Here is a 22,343-nt window from a genome sequence, read left to right on the forward strand (position 1 = left end):
GTGATCGGAATTATGGAGGCCCCGTAGGGGAGCGCTGGGGGGTCGAAAAGTGTCACGCCAGAAGTTGGCCGGATGTCGGCCGGCGTAAGACAAAAGACGGGGCCCGTCCGGAGCAGTGTGCTCCAGGCGGGCCCCGCCGTGTGTCCCGTCGGTCGACGGGCCGCTCAGATCAGTTGGCCGCCGCGGTGACGTGCACCGTGGCGTACGAGTTGTCCTTCGCGGCCTTCAGGATGGTGATCGAGACGCCGTACGCGGCGTTCTGGTCACCCGGGTTGCCCGAACCCAGCACGGTGAACCCGAGGTCGGTGCCGTAGAGGCCGGTCGCCGGGGTGCCGTCCGGGTTGGTGATCCGGGTGGTGTACGGCACGCCGTCCCGCGACGGGATGACCACCGAGGCGTCGGGGTCCCGGGCGAAGAGCCGCCCGCTGCGAACCTCGAGCCCCGGGTACCAGCCCTTCGCGTCGCTGAAGCCGGCCACCGGCGCCTGGGCGCCGTAGCTGGTGCAGTACTCGCTGTACGGCTCGTCCGTCGCCTCGAGGCACTCCTGGAAGGGGTACGTCGAGGTGAGCGAGAAGGCCGCGTTCGAGGACTGCGGACGGCTGGGCAGGTTGTCGAGCGTCGACGTGTCCTTGACCGCCGCCTCACCGGCCCGGCGTAGCGGCTGGTTGTGCGAGTCGACGATCAGCAGGCCGCCCTTGGCGCCGTAGCTCGGCAGGGCGGTGAGCTGGGCGCTCACGTGGTTGACGTTGCCCAGCGCGGTGTCCCGGTACCAGACCAGCATGCCGGGAGCGTTGTACGAGATCCGGTCGACCTTCCAGGCCTCGTGCGAGTAGACGGTGTCGTAGGCGTACTTCAGGCCCTTGTCGAAGCCGTCGAAGTTGCGCCACTCGGCCAGGTAGTAGTGCGCCTTGACCTGGGTGCCCGAGTCGACGTGCCAACCCGCGCCGCTGGTGCCGGCCCAGGTGCCGCCGGTCTGGGTCCAGCCGTTCGCGCCGCCCTCGACGTCGTCGCTCCAGGTGGTGGCGCTGCCGCCGGTGACCGAGAAGTCATCGGCGAACCAGCCCCGCTCCAGGAAACCGGCGTCGGTGGCCTGCCGCAGCCGCAGCTGCACGGTCTTGCCGGCGTACGCGGACAGGTCGACGTAGTCGTGACGCCAGCCGTGGCTGTCACCGGTCAGGCCGTACTTCTTGCTTGCTCGGTTCTCGCCCTTGCCGTAGTCCTTCATCCGGCCGTTCGGGTCGGCGTAGCCGTCGTCGGTGCTGACCAGGGTGCCCGCCGCGTCGTAGACCTTCTGCTCGGACCAGGTGGTCCCGCCGTCGGTCGACACCTCGACGAAGCCGTAGTCCCAGTCCTGCTCGATGACGTAGTTGTTCCACATCCAGAACTTCGCGTCGGCCGCGGCCGGCACGTCGACCTGGCGGGACAGCTTCACGTCGGCCCAGTCCTGGTCGGCGCCGGAGTACCACATGTTGGCGCCGCTGTGCGGGGTGGCCAGGGTGATCACCTTGTTCGGCAGGTTGACCTTGATGCCGTCCCTGGTGCCGACCGGGGTGTTCGACGTCTGGCCGAGCTGCACGTCACGCGGGACGGAACCCGGCGTGACGGTCAGCGGGTCGGCCCAGCCGAGCACCCACTTGTCCCAGAGGCCCATGTGGGTCGGCATCGCCTGGAAGATCTCGCCGGTGTGCGAGCCGGACGCCATCAGGTCCCAGAAGTCGACGTCCGAGTCGGAGCCGGGGGTGCCGGAGGTGTCGTAGAGGTCCGGCAGGCCGAGGTCGTGGCCGAACTCGTGGGCGAAGACGCCGACCCCGGCGTCCTCCGGCTGCACGATGTAGTTCGAGACCTTCAGCTGCGTGCCCGGGATGCTGTAGCCGCCGGCCACCGCCGACGAGTGCGCCCAGACCGCGTAGACGCCCTGGTCGCCGCCGCCGCGGGACTTGCCCATGCCGGCGTGCACCAGCACCAGGTGGTCGATCACGCCGTCCGGCTCGTTGACGTTGCCGTCGCCGTCGACGTCGCCCTGGTCCTCGATGTCGTAGTCGGCCCACGGGAAGCTCGGGTCCATCTTGGCCAGCGCGTCGACCGCGTCCGTGGCCAGCCGGCCCGCGCCGAGCGGGTTGTCCGGGTGGCCGTTCATCGACTGCATCGCGCCGGCGACCCACTCGCCCTTTTCGTTCTTGAAGCAGGTGGACGCGGCGTACCAGGCCTCCGAGTGCGGCACGGTGATCCACGGGCTGGCCTGCCCGTCGACCGTGTACGCGCCCTTGGACATCTCCAGGTACATGTTGTGCATCGTCCGGCCGGCGAGGCTGACGCCCGGCTTGCCGTCCGGGCCGGTCAGGTCCTTGCGGACCCGCTCGGTGATGCCCTCCTTGGTGTAGAGCATCTTGTCGAAGTGCTCGGGCGAGAAGTCCGGCACCCACATGGAGTTGTTGTCCTCGTGGGGCAGGGTCGCCGGGTCCGGGATGCCGTTGTGCTTCGGTCCGTTCTGCACGGTGCCGAGGACACAGCTCCGGTCCTCGAAGACCGTCTTGGGGACCATCACGTTGGTGAAGTCGTCGTTCGCCTGGTCGTTGAACTCCACGAGCAGGGTCAGCAGCTTGGCGGTCTGGGTGCCCTTGGCTCCCTTGATCTGACGCGGGTTCTGTCCGGTCTTGATCGCCTTGGCCTCGAGCTTCGCCAGCTCCCGCGCCGCCACCGGGTTGCCCCCGGCGTACTTGCGGTCGTACGCCTTCGCCTTGTCGAGGGCCGGGGCGTAGATACCGCCCGCGCCCTTGACCTCCGGACCGGTGGTGTCCGGCTGCACCGCGGGCTCGGCGTAGTTGATGTAGTACCCGTCCGATCCGACCGAACCGCGGACGGAACCGGACTCCTGGGCAGCCGCGCTGCCCGTCACGGTCAGTGACGCGGCGGCGAGGGCGATGGCGGGTAGCGCGACGAGTAGGCGCCGGCGCGACCCGGATTGCGGTGATGTGTTCATGCCGCTCCGTTTCTCGGGCATGGGGAGGGAGAGAACCGATCGGTGCACGTCGCAGAGACGTACGTCGAAACCGAGCCGGTGCGGGTCAACCTAAATGAGAACGGAGCCGTCCGACAGGGGGCAGCCTGCGCCTCTGGCCGTTCAGCCCGTACCCGCTCCACCGACCGACCGAGTGTGACGGCGGGACGCCGTCACGCGCAGGTGGTGTTACGCGCGGTCGGTCGCGACGGCTCGGCCGGACGCCGACTATCCGACGGTGGAGCGCAAAGTGAGCCGACGGAGACCGAAAGTTATAGCGATGTTGACAAATGAAAGGTGCACCGGTGAGGATCGATCCACCATCGCAGCGGGCCACGGGGGCTCTGCCGCGCGATAGTTCCCGCCGTCCTCGGCCCGGTGTCGAGGGCGTGGCTCCCCGTGGCCCAATATCGGGGAGGCCATGTGGTCGCAACACCTGCCGATGTCACACCCCTACTACTGATCCTGGCGTTCGCCGCCTTCGTCCTGGTGGGCGCGCGCCGACGCTCGACCTGGCCGGTCCGGCTGGCCCTCGCCGTGGGCGCGGGACTCTGGATGGCCCTCGCCGGCGGTGCCATGTGGATGGTCAGCCAGGCCACCGCCGCGTCGCTGCCGCCGCCCGCCGGCACGCCGGTGAGCCCCTGCGTCGCCGGGGCGCCGACGAAGTCGTTCAACGTGTCGTTGATCAACGTGCCGATCTTCCTCAACCGGTTCGGGGACGTGGTCCCCGAGGGCAGGATGTACATCCTCGACTCGAACATCGCCACGGTGCGGCAGAACTTCGCGGCCGCCGCCGACCCGACCAAGGCGGACCTGAACGACCTGATCGAGCCGCTCACCCTGCGGGTGAACAAGGGTGACTGCGTCACGGTCAACTTCACCAACCGGCTGAACGAGGCGGCGCCGACGCTGGACCGGACGGTCCGGGACTCGGCGATCTACCCGTTGCCCGGCGAGATCAAGAAGGCGCCGGGGTCGACGACCCTGGGCGCCCGCGAGTTCGCGCCGGCGCTTTCCGCGCCGAAGATCGACTTCGACCCGACCGCGGCACCGAACGCGTCGATGCACTTCGACGGTCTGGACTACGACGTCAAGACCGGCGACGGCACCGTGGTCGGCGACAACCCGGACTCGACGGCCGCGCCGGGCGCGTCGATCACCTATCTGCTGCACGCTCAGGCCGAGGGGGAGTACCAGTTCAAGGACGGTGCCGACTTCAGCTCCCGGCAGACCCAGCCGAAGGACTCCACCGGCAAGGTGAAGTTCATCGGCTCGCACGGCTTCGGGGCGTTCGGCGCCATCGTGGTGGAGGCGACCGACGCCACCTGGGTCGACTCGCGTACCGGCGGGCCGATCGCGTCGGGCACCCGGGCGATCATCAAGCGCCCGAACAACAAGGACTTCCGCGAGCACGTGCTCTTCATGCACGACGAGGTGGAGGCCGAGCCGGGCATCCTGACCCGGTACTGCCGGGGCGCCTCGGAGGACAAGACCGGCTCCGAGTGCGTGGCACCGACCGCCGCCCAGACGGCGGTCATGACCAAGGGCACCCTGCCAGGGTTGGGCGGAGGTGACGCGGACGCCATCGTCCAGTACCACGAGGAGATGCCGGTCAAGCTCGAGTGGTTCGCCTTCAACTACCGGGCCGAGCCGACCTTCAACCGTGAGGAGATCGGCTGCCCCGCCGCCACCGTGGCCGGGCAGGGCTACCAGGCAAACGAGTGTGTCGGTGAGGAGACCTCGCTGTCGTCGTGGATCTACGGCGACCCGGGCGGCGGCGACCTGGTCTTCCCGAACTACCGGGGCGAGCCGACCCAGGTCCGGCTGTTGCACCCGGCCGAGTTCGAGACGCACACCTTCCACTGGCACGTCAACCGGTGGGCGTACGACCCGGAGAACGAGGGCGGGCTGGACGCGATCAGCAGCCCCGACCACGTCACCGGCAAGACCAACATCCTCGACGTCCAGTCCGTCTCCCCGGGCACCAGCTACGACCTGGTGGTGCAGGGCGGTGCCGGCTCGTCGCACAAGACGAAGCAGGCCACCTTCGGCGACATCATCTTCCACTGCCACCTCTACCCCCACTTCGCCACGGGCATGTGGGGCTTGAACCGCACGTTGGACAAGTTCGAGGACGGGACCCGAAAGAACCCGGATGGCACGCCCATCCCGCGGTTGGAGCCGCTGGCGGACTTCGACTACCAGCCGGGTGGCTCGCTGAGCCCACCGCCGTCCCCGGACGCCACCAGGACCGGCTTCCCGCACTTCGTGCCCGGTGTCTTCGGGTACAAGGCGCCGAAGCCTCCGCTGGGGGTGTCGGATCGCAGCACGGGCGGTGTCTTCCCGCCGACCAGCAAGGAGAAGGCCGCGGCCGACACCGGCGCCCAGGTGCCGGGCGGCTTCTTCCAGAACCCCTGCCCGACCGGGCGGCCGGTGAAGACCTTCAACATCTCGGCCATTCAGCTCAACCAGGTCTACAACCCGAAGGTGAACTGGCGAAATCCGCAATCCCGCGTCTACGTGCTCGACTCCGAGCGGGACGCGGTGCTGGCCGGCAAAAAGCCAGAGCCCTTCTCGCCCTTGCTCAACGTGGGTGACTGCGTGGTCTACAACCTGACCAACAAGCTGCCCATGACGTACGGCGGCACCACCTTCGACCGGCTCCAGACCACCAACGAGGTCGGTCTGCACCAGCACATGGTTCAGTTCGATGTGCTGTCGTCCGACGGTGCCGCCAACGGTTGGAACTACGACCAGGGCGCGGACGGTGCGGCCGACGGCAACGGGCAGACCATCACCTACCGCGACTTCGTGCACGAGAACACGTCCACGAACTCGTTCCACGACCACTTTTACGCCAACGTCCATCAGGACGCCGGGCTGTTCGGCGGCGGCACCATCCACGACGCCGGCTGCACCTTCCGGCACCCGGTCACCGACGCGGTGGTCACGATCGGCACCTTCGTCTCGGTCCAGTGCACCGCCACGACCGACTACAACGGCAAGGTCACCGACGGATACGACTACCGAAACGTGTCCCTGTTCATCGAGGACCACGTGCCGATGTTCAAGGACCCGGATCCGAACACGACCAACGACGACCAGTTCGTCACCGCCCACGGCGTGCCGATCCAGCCGGCCAAGTTCCCGTCCAGCAACGACGACCAGGGCGTGATGGGAATCAACTACCGGTTGGAACCGTTCGAGGCGCGCCGGGACAAGGATCCGTCACAGGTGTTCGCAGCCCCCGACGAGTTCTCCGGGAATCCGTACACCCCGATGCCCATGGCGTTCAAGGGCGACCGGGTCAAATGGCGGATATTCCAGTTGTCCCAGGAGGAGTCGCACGGCATCAACCTGGACGGCAGGTGGAGGCACGAGCCCAAGGACCCCAACTCCAACGTCGTCTCCGCCCAGCACATCGGCATTCTCGAATACTTCGAGATGCAGGTGAAACCACAGACGGAAGGCCGTAAGGGCGGCGGGCCGGTGGACCGGGACCAGCTCTACTTCCTGGGCGGCTCGGACGACATGTTCCTGGGCGCCTGGGGCTATCTACGGGTCATGCGGTGCCAGTACTGGGGCCCGTCCGTCGGATCGGGGCCGGACGATCCGCCACCGGCGCCGAAGTCGCTGCTGTACCCGTTGCCGGACAACACCGCCAGCGCAGCGAACTGCATCGACGAGAAGCCGACGACCGGGACCCCGCCGCCCGGAACACCGTGCGTCGACGGGGCGCCGGTGAAGGCGTTCAGCGTCGTGGCGATCAACCGGGACATCACCTACAACAAGGCCGGTGACCACGATCCCCACGGCCTGCAGTACGCCCTGGAGTCAGACTGGGCGAACAACACCGTCAAGAACGAACCTCTGGTGATCAGGGCCAACGTGGGCGACTGTGTCGAGGTCACGCTGAAGAACAAGCTCGATCCGGCCAAGATGGTGCCGAGCTGCTTCGAGGGCGTGGAGCCGGGGCAGTTGGGTTATCGGACCGGATCGCTCAGCTACCCGGGTTGCCTTGACCAGCCACCCAAGGACGAGGTCAATATTCCCGGGTTCCTGCCGCTGCCAGTGAGCAACCGGGTGTCGATGCGGCCCCAGCTGACCGACCACTGGAGCTTCTCCGCGGGGGTGAACGTCGGCGCGATCCATGGCTACGACCGCACGGCGGGGCCGGGCGAGCAGGTGACCTACCGGTGGTATGTGCCCGCCGCCGGCATGGCGATGCTGCGCGACATGGCCGACCCGATGCACCACGCCTCGCACGGCCTGTACGGGGCGCTGATCATCGAGCCGGCGGGCAGCACCTACCTCAACCCGACCACGGGCGCCCCGCTGGCCAGCGGCGTCAGCGCGGTGATCTCCAATCCGAACGTCGCGGACTACCGGGAGAACATCGTGCTGATGAACAGCGACCTGGCGCTGTTCCGCAAGGACACCAACGGCAACGTCGCCGACGACCAGCCGGTGCCGGACAACTTCGACCTGAGCCTGACGCCGAGCATGGTGGCCGACGACGCTGAGGACCAGGGCGAGTTCGGCATCAACTACAGCAACGAGCCCTGGGCCCACCGGTACGCCAACGACCAGAACATCACCAACATCTTCAGTTCGTACGTCCACGGGGATCCGTCCACCCCGACGTTCCAGGCGTACGGCGGGGACAAGACGGTGTTCCACGTCGGCCAGGCGGTCGGTGATCCCCGTTCGACGAGTTTCGCACTGCACGGCCATCTGTGGCGGCGCGGGCCACACGACTCGCAGTCCCAGCTCGCGGCGGCGCAGGGGCAGTTCAACCCGGGTGTTTCGTACCAGATCGTGCTGGACCCGGCGGCCAACGGCGGCGCCGGTGGGCGACGCGGAGCGGCCGGTGACTACCTGTACCGCTCCGGCACCCTGGCCCGGCACCTCACCGGCGGCCAATGGGGCATCTTCCGGGTGCACGCCGCGGGTCGGACCGGCCTGATCGCGCTCCCGGATCGGCCGGTCGCCGGCAGCGGCCCGGCGGCGTAGGCGAGGAGGAGTCACCAGCATGCAGGACGACATGTGGACGCAAGGGCGGTGCCGACGGTGACCGCGCTGAAGGAGAAGCTGCGGCTCTCCGACGAGATGCTGGGCCGTCCGGCGTCCGCCGGCAAGCCGGCCCGGGCCGGGAAACCGGCCCGGCGGGGGCGCCGGCCGCGCCGGCGGGGACCGAACCGGTTCCGTCAGGGCCTGCTCCTGGGCATCTGCGTCGGGATGACCGCCGCCCTGCTGGTCGGGGTGGTCGGCTTCCTGGTCACCCGGCCCCGGGGCGTCGCCCCGGCGGCCGCGAAGACGGCGCCGGCCGAGCGGCACGGCCAGGGCGACCAGCAGAAGCAGCCGCAGGCGGCGATCTCGATCGACAGCGAGCACCTGGGCGACCTCCAGGTGCGGATCGCGGCGAAGGTCAGCTCCCCGACCAGCTACGACCCGATCATCAAGGGGCAGGTCGTGGCGTACACCGACATGGTCGCCATGCCGATGGCGCACAAGTCGGGTCCGATCGTGATGGCCGAGGCGCCCGGGCAGCCGGGCGTCTACCAGGCCCTCACGAACGTGCCGATGGCGGGTGAGTACAACATCACCGTCGAGGTGAAGCAGCCGATGGCCTCCACCGCCAACCAGCGGTTGGAGGTCGGCACGGTGCAGCCGAAGAAGTGACGGGATGACAAAGGCGATGGGCGGGCCCCGTCGGGCCCGCCCATCGTCGTCCGTACCGGATCAGTCCTCGGCCTTGCCGCCCTGCATGCCCGAGGAGATCAGCTCCATCACCGAGGAGTCCTGGAGCGTGGTGACGTCGCCGAGTGACCGGTGCTCCGCCACGTCCCGCAGCAGCCGGCGCATGATCTTGCCGGAGCGGGTCTTCGGCAGCTCCGGCACCAGCATGATCTGCCGGGGCTTGGCGATCGGGCCGAGCGTCTTCGCCACGTGGTTGCGCAGGTCGGTGATCAACTGCTCGCCCGCCTCGCCGGAGATGTCCGTGCTGCCGCGCGGGATGGCGAACGCGACGATCGCCTGCCCGGTGGTCGGGTCGGTCGCGCCGACCACCGCCGCCTCCGCCACCGACGGGTGGCTGACCAGGGCCGACTCCACCTCGGTGGTGGAGATGTTGTGCCCCGACACCAGCATCACGTCGTCGACCCGGCCGAGCAGCCAGATGTGCCCGTCGTCGTCCTTCTTGGCCCCGTCGCCGGCGAAGTACATACCCTCGAACCGGCTCCAGTAGGTCTCGATGAACCGGTTGTCGTCGCCCCAGATAGTGCGCAGCATCGACGGCCACGGCTCGCGGAGCACCAGGTACCCACCGCCGCCGTTCGGCACCGACCGGCCCTGGTCGTCCACGACGTCGGCGACGATGCCGGGCAGCGGGGTCATCGCCGAGCCCGGCTTGGCGGCGGTCACGCCGGGCAGCGGGGAGATCATGATCGCGCCGGTCTCGGTCTGCCACCAGGTGTCCACGATCGGCAGTTCACCGCCGCCGACGTGCTGGCGATACCAGATCCACGCCTCCGGGTTGATCGGCTCGCCAACGCTGCCGAGCAGCCGCAGCGAGGACAGGTCGTAGCCGGCCGGGATGTCCTCGCCCCACTTCATCATGGTGCGGATCAGCGTCGGCGCGGTGTAGAGGATCGTCACCTTGTACTTGTCGACGATCTCCCAGAACCGGCCCTTGTGCGGGGTGTCCGGGGTGCCCTCGTACATCACCTGGGTGGCGCCGTTGGAGAGCGGGCCGTACACGATGTAGGAGTGCCCGGTGACCCAGCCGATGTCGGCGGTGCACCAGTAGACGTCCGTCTCCGGCTTCAGGTCGAAGACCGCGTGCGTGGTGTACGACGTCTGGGTCAGGTAGCCGCCGGTGGTGTGCAGGATGCCCTTCGGTCGGGCGGTGGTGCCGCTGGTGTAGAGGATGAACAGCGGGTGCTCGGTGTCGAACGGCTGCGCGGTGTGCTCGACCGGGGCGCTCTCCACCGTCTCGTGCCACCAGTGGTCCTTCGCCGACCAGGCGACGTCCTCGCCGGTGCGGCGGACCACCAGCACGTGCTCCACCGACGGGCAGTTCGCCACCGCCTCGTCCACCGTCGGCTTGAGCGCCGACGGCTTGCCCCGCCGGTAGCCACCGTCCGCGGTGATCACCACCTTGGCCGTGGCGTCCTGGATCCGGTTGGTCAGCGCGTCCGCCGAGAAGCCGCCGAAGACCACGCTGTGCGTGGCGCCGATCCGGGCGCAGGCCAGCATCGCGACGGCCGCCTCCGGGATCATCGGCAGATAGATCGCCACCCGGTCGCCCGCCGTCACGCCCAGCTCGGTCAGTGCGTTCGCGGCCTGGCAGGTGAGCTTGTGCAGGTCGGCGTAGGTGACGGTGCGGGTGTCACCCGGCTCGCCCTCCCAGTGGATCGCCACCTTGTCGCCCCGGCCGGCCTCCACGTGCCGGTCCAGGCAGTTGTACGCCACGTTGAGCTGCCCACCGACGAACCACTTCGCGAACGGCGGGTTCGACCAGTCCAGCACCTCGTCCCACTGCTTCGACCAGGCCAGCCGCCCGGCCTGGCGCTCCCAGAAGCCCAGCCGGTCCGCGTCGGCTTCGGCGTACGCCTCGGCGGTGACGTTGGCGTGCGCGGCGAGTTCGGCAGGCGGCGGGAACTGGCGCGTCTCGTTCAACAAGTTGGCCAATGCCTCGCTCATGCGGTAACTCCTTCGTCGCGTGACCTGCGTCTCCTACCCGGCTGAGGTTAGTCGCGGCGCCGCCCGCCCGCGACAGCCCGATGACCGCCCACGCGCTCAGCGGACCCCGTCGCGCGCCCGGCGGCGCGCCGCTCCGGGTGGCGCGACGGCGTGCCCCCGCCCCGCGTGCCGCCGTCCGGCCAGGCCGGTGACCGGGTGGGACGGCGATCGGTGATCGACTCGGTTTCGCCAAGGTGGTGGCGTCCGGCCGGCCGGGATCGCCGGATGGCGAACCGGCATACCGTGCGGGTGGCCCGGGTCGCGTTGCGGCCGGGTGGTGCCCGGCCGGGTCGCCCGGATCGCTAGCGTGGCGGGGTGACCACCGATCCGCTCGCCCCGCTGCTCGCGCTCGCCGACATCGCGCCCGCCGTCGAGCGTGCCCGCGACCGGGTCGACCAGGCCCACCGGCACCGCGCGCTGCGCCGGCACGGTGGCCAGGTCGCGGCCGAGGTCAGCCTGCGGTCCGCGGTGGCCAGCGCCGCGCTCGAGGGGCGTACGCACGAGCGCGAGGCGGTCCGCGCCGGTACGGTCACCGACCCCGTACTTCAGGGCGCGTTGCGGGTCGCCGGGGCGCTCCCCGGGCTCAGTGAGCTCTGGCCGAAGGCGCCGCGCCAGGCCCTCGCCAAGCTGCACGTCCTCGCCGCCCGCGACGTGGTGGCGGAACCCGAGCTGGGCCGGCCGGTGACCGACCCGGTGGTGGCGGCACGCCTCGACGGGCTGGCCGGCCTGGTCGCCGGTGGCACCAAGGTCTCGCCGCTGGTACTGGCCGCCGTCGTGCACGGCGAGCTGCTGAATTTGCGCCCGTTCGCCGGGCCGTCCGGCGTCGTGGCCCGGGCCGCCGCCCGGCTGGTGCTGCTCGCCAGCGGCCTCGACCCGCGCGGGCTGGTCGCCGTCGACGTCGGCCACCACGAGCGGGAACCGGAGTACGTCGGCGCGGCCGGGGCCTTCGCCACCGGCACCCCGGACGGGCTGCGCTCCTGGCTGCGGCACTACATGACCGCGGTGGAGGTCGGCGCGGACCAGATCGAGCTCATCGGCGACGAGGTGCTCGCCGCCTCCTGACCCGCCGCCGTCCGCCAGCGCAGCTTCGGTGAGCGGTCAGGTGACCGGGGCGACCTTGCCGCGGCGGTGCCGGCCGTACCAGGCGATGCCGATGGCCACCCCGACGCCGACGCCAAGCGCCGCCGCGGCGACCGGCACGGCGGGCCGCTCGCGCAGCCGGCGGCCCAGCGGCACCGGGTGCCGGAACTCCAGCACCGGCCACGAGTTCTCCACCGCCAACTTGCGCAGCGCCCGGTCCGGGTTGACCACGGTGGGATGGCCCACGCACTCCAGCAGCGGCCGGTCGCTGTACGAGTCGGAGTAGGCGTACGAGTCGGCCAGGTCGTAGCCGCGTGCGGTGGCCAGCTCGCCCACCGCGTCGACCTTGCTCGGCCCGGCGGCGTAGAACTCGACCTCGCCGCTGTACCGGCCGTCCTCGACCGTCATCCGGGTGGCGATCACGTCCGTCACCCCGAGCAGCTCACCGATGGGGCGGACCATCTCCTCGCCGGAGGCGGAGACCAGCACGACGTCCCGCCCGGCGGCCTGGTGCTCCTCGATCAGCGCGGCGGCCTCGGCGTACACGTAGGGGTTGATCAGCTCGTGCAGCGTCTCCGCGACGATCTGGCGGACCTGCTCCACCTGCCAACCCTTGCAGAGCGTGGCCAGGTAGTCCCGGGTCCGGGCCATGGTCTGCTCGTCGGTGCCGCCCAGCCGGAACATCAGCTGCGCGTACGCCGACTTGACCACGTCTCGCCGGGTGATCAGCCCGTCCCGGTAGAACGGCCGACCGAACGCCAGGGCGCTCGACTTGGCGATGACGGTCTTGTCCAGATCGAAGAAAGCGGCACTTCGGCCCACGGCGCGAAAGTCTAGCCCGACGGCCCGTCGATGGCGGGTGCGCGGGGTCTTCGGCCCGTGGGCAGTGATTGGCGTCCCTGCTGAGAGTGACCGCGATCACACTCTCCGAACACAAATTAGCGGTGGGTGGAGCACGCACCACTCGACGTATACCGGTCCATTGCGGCATGCTTGTGCTCGCGACGGAAGTTCACTTCCCGTCGACCGGCAGACCCTCGGCGGTTGCACCCCCCGTGACCGCTGAGTGGGTTCGGCTCTACCCCCCCGGAGCCGAACCTCCGACGACCCCCGTCTCCCCCCGACGGGGGTCGTCCCTTCTCTGGCTGAGCGCTCCGCCGCAGGTCACAGGTCGTCTCCGATCCCGTCGAAGGCCTCACCCGAGGACGTTTCCTCGCCCGGAGGCAGCAGAGAGGCAGCAGCACTGTTGAAGGCCGCGAGGACACGGGCGGCGTAGTCGTCCGGCGTGTGCGTATAACGATTGAGCGTCGTGGACGCCTGCTCGTGGCCCATGACCCGCTGCACGAGGTTGATCGGGACGCCGTCAGTGACAAGCCAGGTGGCGTAGGCGTGGCGCAGGTCGTGGAACCGCATACCGCCCGCGGCCTTGGCCGCTACGCAGGCGATCGCCTCCCGGTCGGTGGTGAACTCCGCCGACCACTCGACGCCCTCCCGGTCGGGCCAGACGGCACGGAATCGGTGCGGTCCGGCGTTGACCACCTGGCCGAGCAGGCCGGCGCGGACGAGCGAGGGCAGCCAGACCCGACGGCGGAAGTTCGACCGGCGCAGCGGGCGCCCGACCCTGTCGCGGAAGACCAGCGTGCGCGGGTCCGGAGTCTCGGAGGAGGCGTGCAGCTCCCGGAGCGCGGCCAGGAGGAACCCGGGCAGCGGCACGATCCGCACCCCGGCGCGGCTCTTCGGGTACGGGCGGAGCACGATGCCGCCGTGGGTCTCCTCGGCCACCTGGACCACACGCAGCGAGGCTCGGTCGAGGTCGACTGAGGACCACGTCAGGCCGGCGCACTCGCCCCAGCGCAGACCGGCCCCGGCGGCGGCGGAGACGATCGCCCGATGAGGCGGCGGTATGGCCGGGAGCAGGCGACCGAAGAACTCCTCTCGGCTGATCGTGACCGGCTTGACGTCCCGGGACCGATCACGAGGTAGCTTCACCCCTTCCGCCGGGTTGGCAGCGATCAGCCGTGCCTGAACCGCCGTCCGGAGGATCATCGACAGCAGGTGGTAGCACCTGGACACGGTGGCGGGGGCGAGGTCCCGACCGAGGCTGGTCACCCACTCCTGCACCGACATGAAGTCGACCTTCCCGAGCGGCCAGTCGCCCCACTTCGGCAGGACGTGTGCGCGGAGCATGGAGACCGTTCGCTCGGCAGTGCGTGCCTCGACGGTCCTGGTGGCCAGCCACTGCTGAGCGAAGTCGCCGAACCTGGTACGCCCGGCGTGCGGGTTGACGTAGGTGCCCCGGTTGAGGCTGCCCTCGATCTCCGCCAGGAAGGCGTTGGCCTCCCGCTTTGTGCGGAAGCTCTTCGACTTCTGCGCCCCAGCGGGGTCACGCCAGCAGGCGCGGAAAGCGCCGGCCGGAGTCTTGCGAACGAATCCCATCAGCGCCTCCGCCCGTGCTCGGTGCCGGTGGCGGCAGTTGGTTGCTCGGTGATGCCGTTGAGCCAGGCGTGGAAGCGGGTGCGAGGGATGAGCCAGCGACCACCGAGTCGGGTCGCCGGGATCGTTCCGTCCCGGACGAGGGCGTAGGTGCTGCCGAGCGAGATGCCGAGCAGCTTGGCGACCTCCCGGACGGTGTAGGTGACCGGCTCAACGGCTGTCGCGCCGCTGCGGGGGACGAGCCGGACGACGGGGCTGGTGCGGGCGGTGGTGCTCATTGCGGGTGACCTCCTCAGGTCTGTCGGGTCAGGCGGCAGCCGGCGCGGTGCCGGCCGGGACGGTGGCGAGTTCGTGGGCGAGTTCTTCGCGGCCGGTGGTTCGTCGTTCGCGGGCGAGGGCGGCGGCGGTGTTGGCGAGGAGGGCGTCTCCCGTGGTGTGCCAGCCGACTCCGGCGAAGGTGAGGGTGCCGACGACGAGGGTGGTGTCGTCGGGGTGGTCGACGGCCTGGACGGTGCCGGTGTGCTCGTCGACCTGGTCCTCGTGCCGGCGAAACCTCACGCGGTTGTCGCGCAGGAGTTGGAAGGTGATCGAGTAGCGGCGGGCTTTGGTGAGGAAGTGGCCGCCGAAGCCGAGCATGTGTGCCCAGCGACGCAGCCGGGCGTAAGGGTTGGCCGTCGGTCTGCTGGCCGGTTGGGCGTCAAGGGTGGCTTGACGGTGGGCGATGCAGACGGGGCAGGCGGCGTAGCGGGTGTGGGTGCCGCAGTCGGGGCACTCCCACCGCTCGACGAAGCCGGGTGCGGGCCGACGGTCCCGGGGCCGCTGGGAGAGCGGAAGCGGTGTGCTGGTGGGTCGGCCGATGCGCCAGCAGGCGTCGATGAGGCGGGCGGTGTGATCGCCGTCGGGGTCGGCGTAGTCGCCGATCGAGTCGGCGTCGAGCCTGACGGAGCGGTGCCCGGTTACCTCGGTGCTCTTGGCGGCGTACTTGGCAAGGTAGCCGGCGACCATGCTGTCGCTGACTTCTCCCCGGCCGGTCAGGCTGATGGGGCGGATGTCGACCTGCTCGCCCCAGGCAATCGGCCAGCCCTCGGGCCGGTCCGGGTGGCCGGGGGTGGTGAACGCGACCTGCCCGGCGGCGGCCCGGAGGGCGTCTTCCAGGTCGGCGACGGTGAACCCGGCCGGCGGGGGGACGACGGCAGTCGGGTCGGTCGGGTCGACACCGTCGAGGCGCACCAGGGCGTGGAAGTGCACCGCGCCGCGTGCCTGGAACTCGGCCGCCTTGCCGTGCGAGAGCCGGACCGGCGGAACCATGCGGGTGTTGCCGGAGGCGGTGACGACCTCGACCCAGGGGATGCCCCGCCGGCGGGCGAGCTTGGCCAGGTGGCGCTCCGCGGCTTGCTTGGTGCGGTGCCACAGTTCCCCGGAGAACAGGTTCCACACGACCTGGTGGTCGTGGTCGTAGCAGTCCAGGCACAGCGGCTGCCCGAGGACCTGGTCGTCGGGCTCGTGGCGTGCCCAGCAGACGGCGGGGCGGCCGTGCTCGCAGAGGCCGGTGTCGCGGCGGGCGTGGCACGGCTCGGGTCGGCAGTCGCAGCGCTTCCGATCCCGGCAGGTGTGCCGCTTGACCACCCGGACGTGTACGGGGCCGAAGGACGGGGCGGTGAACGTGGGGAACACCGCCGGGTGCTGGGACACCGTTTCGGGGACGCCCTTGCCGCCGATGAGGCCGGCGCGCAGGAGTTGATAGGCGTCGCGCTGGTAGGTCTGGGCGCAGGAGGGGCAGACCGTGGCCCGCCGGTTGCCGCACGCGGTGTAGATGGCGGCGTCGGGCATGCCGTCGGTGTTCCGCTGATCGAGTACGCGGCTCGTGGACGGGTCGACGGTGAGGAGTTGGCCGGCGAGGCGGATGGGGCGGGTGCAGCCGGCGGCGGCGCGGACGTGCTCCAGCCAGCCGAAGTAGTCGGGGCGGGTGGCGCGTTCGAAGGCGGAGCCGGCGGCGGTGTAGCCGTAGACGATGGTGTCGGCGTTCGAGCCCACCCCCCGGGCCGAAGTCTGGGGGGTGAGGTCCAGCGTCGAGGCCATCAAGCCGCCACCCCGGTGGGGTGGTGGTTGATGATGGTTCGTTCGGTGACGATGACCCGGCAGGCGCCGCACTGGCGCTTGGCCGGCTCGTGCCGATAGCAGGGGATGGTGGTGGTCACCTGGCCGCAGCGGATGGTGACCGGTGCCCGGCAAGGGGCGCCGGGGATGACGTCGACGAGCGTGCGGCGGATGTCGTATGGGTGCGGCTCAGGTTCGCCGGGGCAGGTGTGGATGACCTGCTCGACGTCGACGAGGTAGATGGTCATCGGGCACCACCGGTCAGGGTGGTGAGGAGTCGCCCGGCAACGGCCGGGGCGACGTCGAGCCGGTCAGCCAGCTCGGCGGGCGTGATGAGTGCTCCGGTGGACTGTTCGTGTTGCACGGCGGCGAAGCGGGCCATGGGCAGCAGGTGGGCGGGGACGTCGACCGGCTCAGGGGCCGGCACGGTGACAGGCACCGGCTCGGCGGCCGGCGGCGGCGTGGTGGCCGGGGTCGGTTCGGGAGCCGGGGTGATGGCAGCCGGCGGTGCCGGCTCGGTGACCTGCTCGGCCACCTGGACCCGGATCGGCTCGGCCGACTCAGCCGGCGGAGTGTCCACCCGCACTGGGGCGGGAGCGAGGACGAGCTTCACCAGGGCCATGAACGCCAGAGCTGGAACGGCGGAGAGCAGCCAGCCGGAGGGGCCGGCCTTGGCGACGGCGAGTTGTGCGGAAAGGGAGAGCCCGGCGGCGGCGATGAGCAGGAACAGCGGGTAGCCGATCGGAGCTCCGGCCCGGCGGCGTCGGCGGATGGTCAGCAGGGACGCGATGGGGACGAGTTCGGAGATGACAGCGTTGGCCCAGCCGAACCATTCCCCGGTCCCGGTAGGGGAGTTGGCGAGGGTCCAGTCCTTGACGTGGGTGAAGGAGGCGGCACCGGCGAAGCCGGCGACGGTGAGCAGGATGAGGACCAGGACCAGGCCCTCGACCCGGGTGGCCTTGCTGGTGTGGTCAGCGGCCATGGGTGGTCACCTCCCCGGAGGTGACAGCGCGTTCTTCGGCGGCGAGGCCGGCGAGACCGACGCGGATGCCGGCGCAGGTGTTGCAGCCCTGACCGTCGGGAACGGTGCAGTCGGCGAGGTGCGCTTCCTGCACGATGCGCAGGGACTCGGCGTAGTAGCCGGACAGGAACCGTTCGAAGGACAGCTCACCGCGTGCGGCGAAATCCTGCGCGAGGGCCGTGATGACGTAGTCGTCCGGGGTCATCCGCTCCTGGGCGGCGAGGTTCGTGATGGCGGTGGTCATCGGGCACCTCCGGTGCAGTCGAGGCAGGAGCCGGTACGGCGGGGGATGTAGTAGGGCTGCACGACGCCGCAGTGGCGGCAGGTGCGCCGGGCTCGCAGGGCCTTGGCGATGGCCTCCCGCTGGGCGGGAGTGGCCGTGCGTTTGGGTGCGGCGAGGTCGAGGCGGTAGAGGTAGGCGACGCGCTTGCCGCGCCGCCAGAGGATCTGCGCGACGGCGTCATGACCGCCGGGTCGCAGGCCGGCGGCACGCAATTGCCGGCGCGTGGCCAGCCCCTTCGGGGCGAGGCGATAGGGGTAGGTGGGGAACTCATCGCTGGCGTTGGCCGGGTCGTAGGTGAATGCGGTCATGACTGGCCTCCCCAGCGCTGCTGGGCGGCCTGGCGGGAGATGCCCAGCCGTTGGCCGATTTCGGCCCAGGAGTAGCCGAAGGCCCGCAGCCCGATGACGGCTTCGCCGATGGCGTCGTCGATGACGGCGGACAGGGCGACGAGGTCGCGGAGGGCTTCGACGTCTCCGGTGGCGACGCGGCGGCCGTGGGCGCGGATGATGCGCCGAGCGAAGGCCGCGAACTGGTCGTTCTCGACGACCTCACGGCGACGGCGGGATCGCGGGACGTGCGTCAAGGTGTGCTTGACAGTGCTCATCGGTTCTCGCCTCCCTGGGTGTGGAGGCGGTCCCACTCCTTCGCCGCGCCCTGTAGGGCGGAGATGACGTGCTCTGCGGTGCAGAGCGGGTCGTCGTTCCAGGAGTAGGGGGAGGTGTGTTCGTCGAGCCAGTAGCCGTCGTCGTCGACGTGGTGGATGGGGTAGTCCTGGTCGAGGTAGTCGGTCAGGGCCGCGATCGCGTCGAGGTAGGCGGTCCGGTCGTCCGGGTTGAGGTCGGAGAAGTGGTTGACCGCGTGTCCGGCGCAGGCCATGCCGATGGCCCCGACGGCGCAGGCCGGCGGGGTCGGGGTGTCGGTGGTGGCGTAGTAGGTGCCCTGGTGCCAGCCGTGCCGGCGCAGGTAGAGGGCAGCCATCCGCAGCAGGTCAGCAGGGGTGACCGGCGCGGTAGAGGGTGGGTTGTGGGTAGCCTTCATGGCAGCCACGTCCTTTCGAGGGCTGTTGGTTGGTGGTCGGCGGAACCGGATTCGCTTTGCAGGGCTGAGGCCGGTTCCGTCGGCCGTTTCTTGGGTGCGGTCAGCAGCCGGGGCAGTGGCGTTTTCCGCTGCCGACTGCGCTTCGCAGGGCGGCGAGGATGAGCGCCGCGATGGCCAGGAGGCCGGCGATGAGAGCGGCATGGTCGGCCAGGAACGTGACCAGCTGGTCGACGAGGTAGGCGACGGCCGCGACCAGGGCGACGACAGCGGCGGTGACGGTGGCCGCGATGGCGATGCGGCGGCGGATGCGTCGCTGCTGGGCGGGCTGGACCCGGTTGGTGATGTGCTCCCGCATCGAGGTGACCCGGACCGGCCGGATAGCCGGGGTGGTGGTGTCTAGGAGTCGGACGTTGACGCGGATGCGCGGATCGGTGGCCGAGACGGGCCGGGGTGCGGTCATCGCGACCAGGGTTCCGGCGTTGTGGTGGTTGCGTAGGACGTTGGCGACCTGCTCGGGCAGGCCGACCACGGTCATGTTCCGGTAGCCGACGGCGGTCATGCTGCTGCTCCCAGGTCGAGGCGGGTGAGGTCGGGGACGAGGGCCGGTAACGGCCGGGGTCGGCGGATCCAGGCGGCGTAGTCGGCGATGCCGGCGATCTGGCCGTCGGTCAGGTAGGCGACCTTGATGCGGCGGGGGATGCCGCCTTCGGCGATGAGGTAGGCCGCGCCCTGGTTGCTGGGGGCGATGTCGGTGGCGGTGTAGCCCTGCTCGGCCCAGCCGTGGCCGAGGACGATGTTCGAGCTGTTAGGTGTGGTGCAGCGGAACGCAGCGCGGTAGCCGAACAGGTCCCGCAGGCTGGTTGGGATGATGTCGAAGGACGGCCGCTGGGTGGCGGCCACGACGGGGATGCCGGCGGCGCGGCCCCGTGCCACCAGGTCGCGCAGGAGAGCGACGAACTCTTCCTGCTCCTGCTTGGTGCCGACCGTCGCCGAGTAGAAGGCGATCTCGTCGACGAGGACGGTGATGACCGAGAGCCCGTCGGCGGCGGTGAGCTTGCGGCGCCCGTGGGCACGCAGCCAGGCGTAGCGGTTGTTCATCACCAGCTGCAGCCGTTTGAGGACGGCCAGGGCCTCGGTGATGTCGGGGCCGATGAACGCATCCGCACAGTCCTCCCACTGGCCGAGTTCGACGAGCTTGCCGTCGAGCAGGACCAGGCGGGAGTCCACGCTAAGGGCGGCGTGAGCGGCGATGCAGTTAAGGAGGCCGCTCTTGCCTCCGCCGGGTTCGCCGCCAGCGAGGAGGTTGCGGTAGGCGAGGGTGATGTAGACGGGGTGACCGAACTCGTCGATGCCGACGAAGATGGGGTCGAACATCGACAGGCCAGGCCCCACCGGTACCCCGGCGGTCGGGGCGGTAGCGGTGGTCATGCAGCCCTCCTTGGGCGTAGGTGGGCGCGGAGAGCCACACGAACGAGCCCGCACGGCTCTCCGCGACCGAGGTTGGGTTGGGGTCAGATCCAGTCGGAGATGTCGTCCTCAGGGGTGGAGGACGAAGCCGCGGGCTTGCTGCCGTTGGCGGTGGCCGGCGGCTTCTTCTGCGCCGGCAGGGTGACGGTGGGGATGTCGACGTCGGGCAGGTCCAGAGCCGTCGGCACAGCCGGCGTAGGCCGGTCGGTGGCCGGGGTGGCGGGATCGATGACGTCGACGAGCGGGGAACCCACCTGGGCGGTGAGGACCTCGCGGCGCTTGATGTCGAAGCGCAGGTAGGCGGCGTTGCCGTCGGATGCCCGTTCGATGAGGGCGGTGGAGGCGTGGCAGGCGACCGCGATCCGGTCAAGCCGGCCCTCCAGGTCGGCGAGGGACAGGCCGGGGCGCAGGTAGACCCAGACCCGCTCACCGACGGGTGTGGGACGAGCCCACAGGATGAGCGGCAGGCTGCCGGACTGGTTGGCGATGATGAACTGCGCGAAGCACACGCGCAGCCGGTGCCGCACCACGAAGCACCAGGTCCAGGCGACCAGGACACGGCGGGTGACCGGCACGGCGGCCGGGACGCCCACGACCAGGGCGACCACCGCGAAGGTGACCGGCATGGGCGTGTGGTTGGCCAACTGCACCCAGCCAGTACCGAGGAAGGTGGTGACCCCGATTTCGGGGGTCCACCACCACAGCAGCCGCAGCACCGGCCAGATACGGACCAGCACCCAGACGAGGCCGCCCAGCGGGACCCCGATGAGAGCGCCCAGGAACAGGGCCAGGATGGGGTGCATGTAGGAAGCGGCCACCACGGCCGCAAGCAGGCCGACGATGACCGCCGTGAGGATGAACGCCAGCCGGGCGTTCCGTGCCGAGGACCGGTGAACCTTGGCCTCGATCACCGTGATGGTGCCGTTGGACTTTCCGCCAAAAGGGCGGCGAGGGCTAGACTTGGACACGACGAGTCCTCCCAATCGCGAGTTGGGGCGGATGAGTTGGAGGGCACGGGGTCGGCAGATGTAGGAGTCGGACCGACCCCGCGCCAGCTCTTGCGGGGATGCCACCGCCCCAGGCGGTGACCGGGCCGGGAGCGTAGGAGTCGGATCCACTCCCGGACCGTTCGTTTCTCAGATCAGCGGACATCAGGCCGCATCAGGCGAGACACCACGAGGCTTCACACAGCACGCTGTGCGAAGGACTACTTGGCCGCCGAACCAGCCTTCGGCTTCAGCGAGATCGCACGGAACGCGACGCCGTTGCGCCCGTTGGTCGCCCACGGAATGGCCTCCAACTGCTCGACCTCGATGAGCTGCCCCACCATCACGCCCGGCTTCTCACCCGCCGTGGTGATGGTGATGACCTCACCGCCCGTCTCGTCGAGAACGAAGACCTGGGTCGACCACATGAGCCGGCCCGTTCCCTTCTCCGACCGCTGGTTGCCGTTCTGGTCGTTCTTCGGCTCCGGGTCCTTCGACACCGTCACCTGCTTCGCCTTGGTGTCTACGTACAGCTTCACAACAGACCTCCTGTGTCTCTGGCCGATTTTCTTGAGCTTGTCCCCGGTGGACTCTTGCTCGTGGCCTCTGCGGGTAAGGCTCCCGAAAAGACGAGGACAGCCCGACCGTTGGGCTGGACGACTACGGACGTCTTCGTTATCGTGAATGTGTCCCAGTCGTCCCTTAAGGAGGGTCGAATGCCAAACGACCGACTGCGGGACTCGATTCTGCGCAATGGCCTGACGCCTGTTCTGGTGGCCGAGGGGATCGGTGTCGACCCGAAGACCGTGGAACGCTGGATCACACAGGACCGGACGCCCTACCCGCGCCATCGGCACGCCATCGCGGCGATCGTGCGTGAGGACGAGTCGTACCTGTGGCCGGGGGCGGTGAGCCCGGAGAAGGCATCGAGAATCGGGCAGAGCGAGGTAGTCCAGCTCTACTCGCGGCGATCGTCAGTGCCCTACGACGTATGGCGTCGACTGATAGATCGGGCAGAGAAGCGGATCGACGTACTGGCTTATGCCGGCCTATTTCTCGTTGAGCAAGACCCGAGGCTCGTCGACACTTTGCGTCAAAAGGCTCTTGACGGTGTTTCGGTGACGATTATGCTCGGCGATCCGACCAGCGCCGCAATCGAGCGGAAGAGCGTCGAGGAGGGTACGCCCGGCGTCATGG

19 protein-coding genes and 1 pseudogene are annotated in these 22,343 nt (G+C 69.8%); 4 read left to right on the forward strand and 16 right to left on the reverse strand.

Annotation, left to right across the window (positions count from 1 at the left end):
* Nucleotides 1–169: 169 nt before the first annotated feature.
* The gene (locus I8N68_RS06530) at nucleotides 170–2,980 is read right to left on the reverse strand and encodes an immune inhibitor A domain-containing protein (protein WP_234038833.1); all 2,811 of its coding nucleotides are present in this window, start codon (nucleotides 2,978–2,980) and stop codon (nucleotides 170–172) included.
* A 441-nt stretch (nucleotides 2,981–3,421) separates the two neighbouring features.
* On the opposite strand from I8N68_RS06530, the gene I8N68_RS06535 reads away from it, so the two are divergent.
* Together I8N68_RS06535 and I8N68_RS06540 are read left to right on the forward strand one after the other, a co-directional pair.
* Nucleotides 3,422–8,011 carry a hypothetical protein gene (locus tag I8N68_RS06535; RefSeq protein WP_200208918.1) on the forward strand — a complete coding sequence of 1,530 codons (4,590 nt, stop codon included), beginning with the start codon at nucleotides 3,422–3,424 and terminating at the stop codon, nucleotides 8,009–8,011.
* Nucleotides 8,012–8,068: 57 nt separating this feature from the next.
* Nucleotides 8,069–8,680, forward strand: coding sequence for a FixH family protein (locus I8N68_RS06540; RefSeq protein WP_200208919.1), 612 nt, complete (start codon nucleotides 8,069–8,071; stop codon nucleotides 8,678–8,680).
* Nucleotides 8,681–8,740: 60 nt separating this feature from the next.
* Here I8N68_RS06540 and acs read toward each other — a convergent pair whose 3' ends face one another.
* The gene (acs, locus tag I8N68_RS06545) at nucleotides 8,741–10,702 is read right to left on the reverse strand and encodes an acetate--CoA ligase (protein ID WP_200208920.1); all 1,962 of its coding nucleotides are present in this window, start codon (nucleotides 10,700–10,702) and stop codon (nucleotides 8,741–8,743) included.
* Nucleotides 10,703–11,056: 354 nt separating this feature from the next.
* Between acs and I8N68_RS06550 the strand changes: the two genes are divergently transcribed.
* A complete protein-coding gene (locus tag I8N68_RS06550) occupies nucleotides 11,057–11,803 on the forward strand; it encodes a Fic family protein (RefSeq protein WP_200208921.1) in 747 nt (248 codons plus the stop codon).
* A 36-nt stretch (nucleotides 11,804–11,839) separates the two neighbouring features.
* Here the strand turns inward: I8N68_RS06550 and I8N68_RS06555 are convergent, their stop codons facing one another.
* The 14 genes from I8N68_RS06555 to I8N68_RS06620 form a co-directional block, all read right to left on the reverse strand.
* A complete protein-coding gene (locus tag I8N68_RS06555; RefSeq protein WP_200208922.1) occupies nucleotides 11,840–12,643 on the reverse strand; it encodes an HAD family hydrolase in 804 nt (267 codons plus the stop codon).
* Nucleotides 12,644–12,985: 342 nt separating this feature from the next.
* The gene (locus I8N68_RS06560; RefSeq protein ID WP_234038834.1) at nucleotides 12,986–14,257 is read right to left on the reverse strand and encodes a tyrosine-type recombinase/integrase; all 1,272 of its coding nucleotides are present in this window, start codon (nucleotides 14,255–14,257) and stop codon (nucleotides 12,986–12,988) included.
* Complete coding sequence (locus tag I8N68_RS06565) at nucleotides 14,257–14,532, reverse strand: helix-turn-helix domain-containing protein (RefSeq protein ID WP_200208923.1); 276 nt, start codon at nucleotides 14,530–14,532, stop codon at nucleotides 14,257–14,259. The genes I8N68_RS06560 and I8N68_RS06565 overlap by 1 nt, the downstream gene beginning before the upstream one ends.
* A gap of 28 nt (nucleotides 14,533–14,560) precedes the next feature.
* Nucleotides 14,561–16,333, reverse strand: coding sequence for a replication initiator (locus tag I8N68_RS06570; RefSeq protein ID WP_200208924.1), 1,773 nt, complete (start codon nucleotides 16,331–16,333; stop codon nucleotides 14,561–14,563).
* Nucleotides 16,333–16,599, reverse strand: coding sequence for a hypothetical protein (locus I8N68_RS06575; protein WP_200208925.1), 267 nt, complete (start codon nucleotides 16,597–16,599; stop codon nucleotides 16,333–16,335). The genes I8N68_RS06570 and I8N68_RS06575 overlap by 1 nt, the downstream gene beginning before the upstream one ends.
* Nucleotides 16,596–17,333, reverse strand: a complete 738-nt coding sequence (locus I8N68_RS06580) for a hypothetical protein (RefSeq protein ID WP_200208926.1) — start codon at nucleotides 17,331–17,333, stop codon at nucleotides 16,596–16,598. The genes I8N68_RS06575 and I8N68_RS06580 overlap by 4 nt, the downstream gene beginning before the upstream one ends.
* The gene (locus I8N68_RS06585) at nucleotides 17,323–17,616 is read right to left on the reverse strand and encodes a hypothetical protein (protein ID WP_200208927.1); all 294 of its coding nucleotides are present in this window, start codon (nucleotides 17,614–17,616) and stop codon (nucleotides 17,323–17,325) included. The genes I8N68_RS06580 and I8N68_RS06585 overlap by 11 nt, the downstream gene beginning before the upstream one ends.
* Nucleotides 17,613–17,963 carry an RRQRL motif-containing zinc-binding protein gene (locus I8N68_RS06590; protein ID WP_200208928.1) on the reverse strand — a complete coding sequence of 117 codons (351 nt, stop codon included), beginning with the start codon at nucleotides 17,961–17,963 and terminating at the stop codon, nucleotides 17,613–17,615. The genes I8N68_RS06585 and I8N68_RS06590 overlap by 4 nt, the downstream gene beginning before the upstream one ends.
* Nucleotides 17,960–18,259, reverse strand: coding sequence for a hypothetical protein (locus I8N68_RS06595; RefSeq protein WP_200208929.1), 300 nt, complete (start codon nucleotides 18,257–18,259; stop codon nucleotides 17,960–17,962). Before I8N68_RS06595 ends, I8N68_RS06590 begins: the two co-directional genes overlap by 4 nt.
* Nucleotides 18,256–18,693 carry a DUF6197 family protein gene (locus I8N68_RS06600; RefSeq protein ID WP_200208930.1) on the reverse strand — a complete coding sequence of 146 codons (438 nt, stop codon included), beginning with the start codon at nucleotides 18,691–18,693 and terminating at the stop codon, nucleotides 18,256–18,258. The genes I8N68_RS06595 and I8N68_RS06600 overlap by 4 nt, the downstream gene beginning before the upstream one ends.
* A gap of 100 nt (nucleotides 18,694–18,793) precedes the next feature.
* The gene (locus I8N68_RS06605) at nucleotides 18,794–19,252 is read right to left on the reverse strand and encodes a hypothetical protein (protein ID WP_200208931.1); all 459 of its coding nucleotides are present in this window, start codon (nucleotides 19,250–19,252) and stop codon (nucleotides 18,794–18,796) included.
* On the reverse strand, nucleotides 19,249–20,121 hold the full coding sequence (locus I8N68_RS06610) for an FtsK/SpoIIIE domain-containing protein (RefSeq protein WP_200208932.1): 873 nt from the start codon (nucleotides 20,119–20,121) through the stop codon (nucleotides 19,249–19,251). The genes I8N68_RS06605 and I8N68_RS06610 overlap by 4 nt, the downstream gene beginning before the upstream one ends.
* An 83-nt stretch (nucleotides 20,122–20,204) precedes the next feature.
* On the reverse strand, nucleotides 20,205–21,128 hold the full coding sequence (locus tag I8N68_RS06615) for a hypothetical protein (RefSeq protein ID WP_307812650.1): 924 nt from the start codon (nucleotides 21,126–21,128) through the stop codon (nucleotides 20,205–20,207).
* Nucleotides 21,129–21,367: 239 nt separating this feature from the next.
* Nucleotides 21,368–21,685 carry a hypothetical protein gene (locus I8N68_RS06620; protein ID WP_200208933.1) on the reverse strand — a complete coding sequence of 106 codons (318 nt, stop codon included), beginning with the start codon at nucleotides 21,683–21,685 and terminating at the stop codon, nucleotides 21,368–21,370.
* 177 nt (nucleotides 21,686–21,862) lie between these two features.
* Here I8N68_RS06620 and I8N68_RS06625 point away from each other — a divergent pair.
* Nucleotides 21,863–22,343 (forward strand): annotated as a pseudogene (locus I8N68_RS06625) (XRE family transcriptional regulator); the annotation flags it as partial.

This window comes from Micromonospora coerulea (assembly GCF_016598485.1).
GTDB classification, from domain to species: Bacteria; Actinomycetota; Actinomycetes; order Mycobacteriales; family Micromonosporaceae; genus Micromonospora; species Micromonospora coerulea.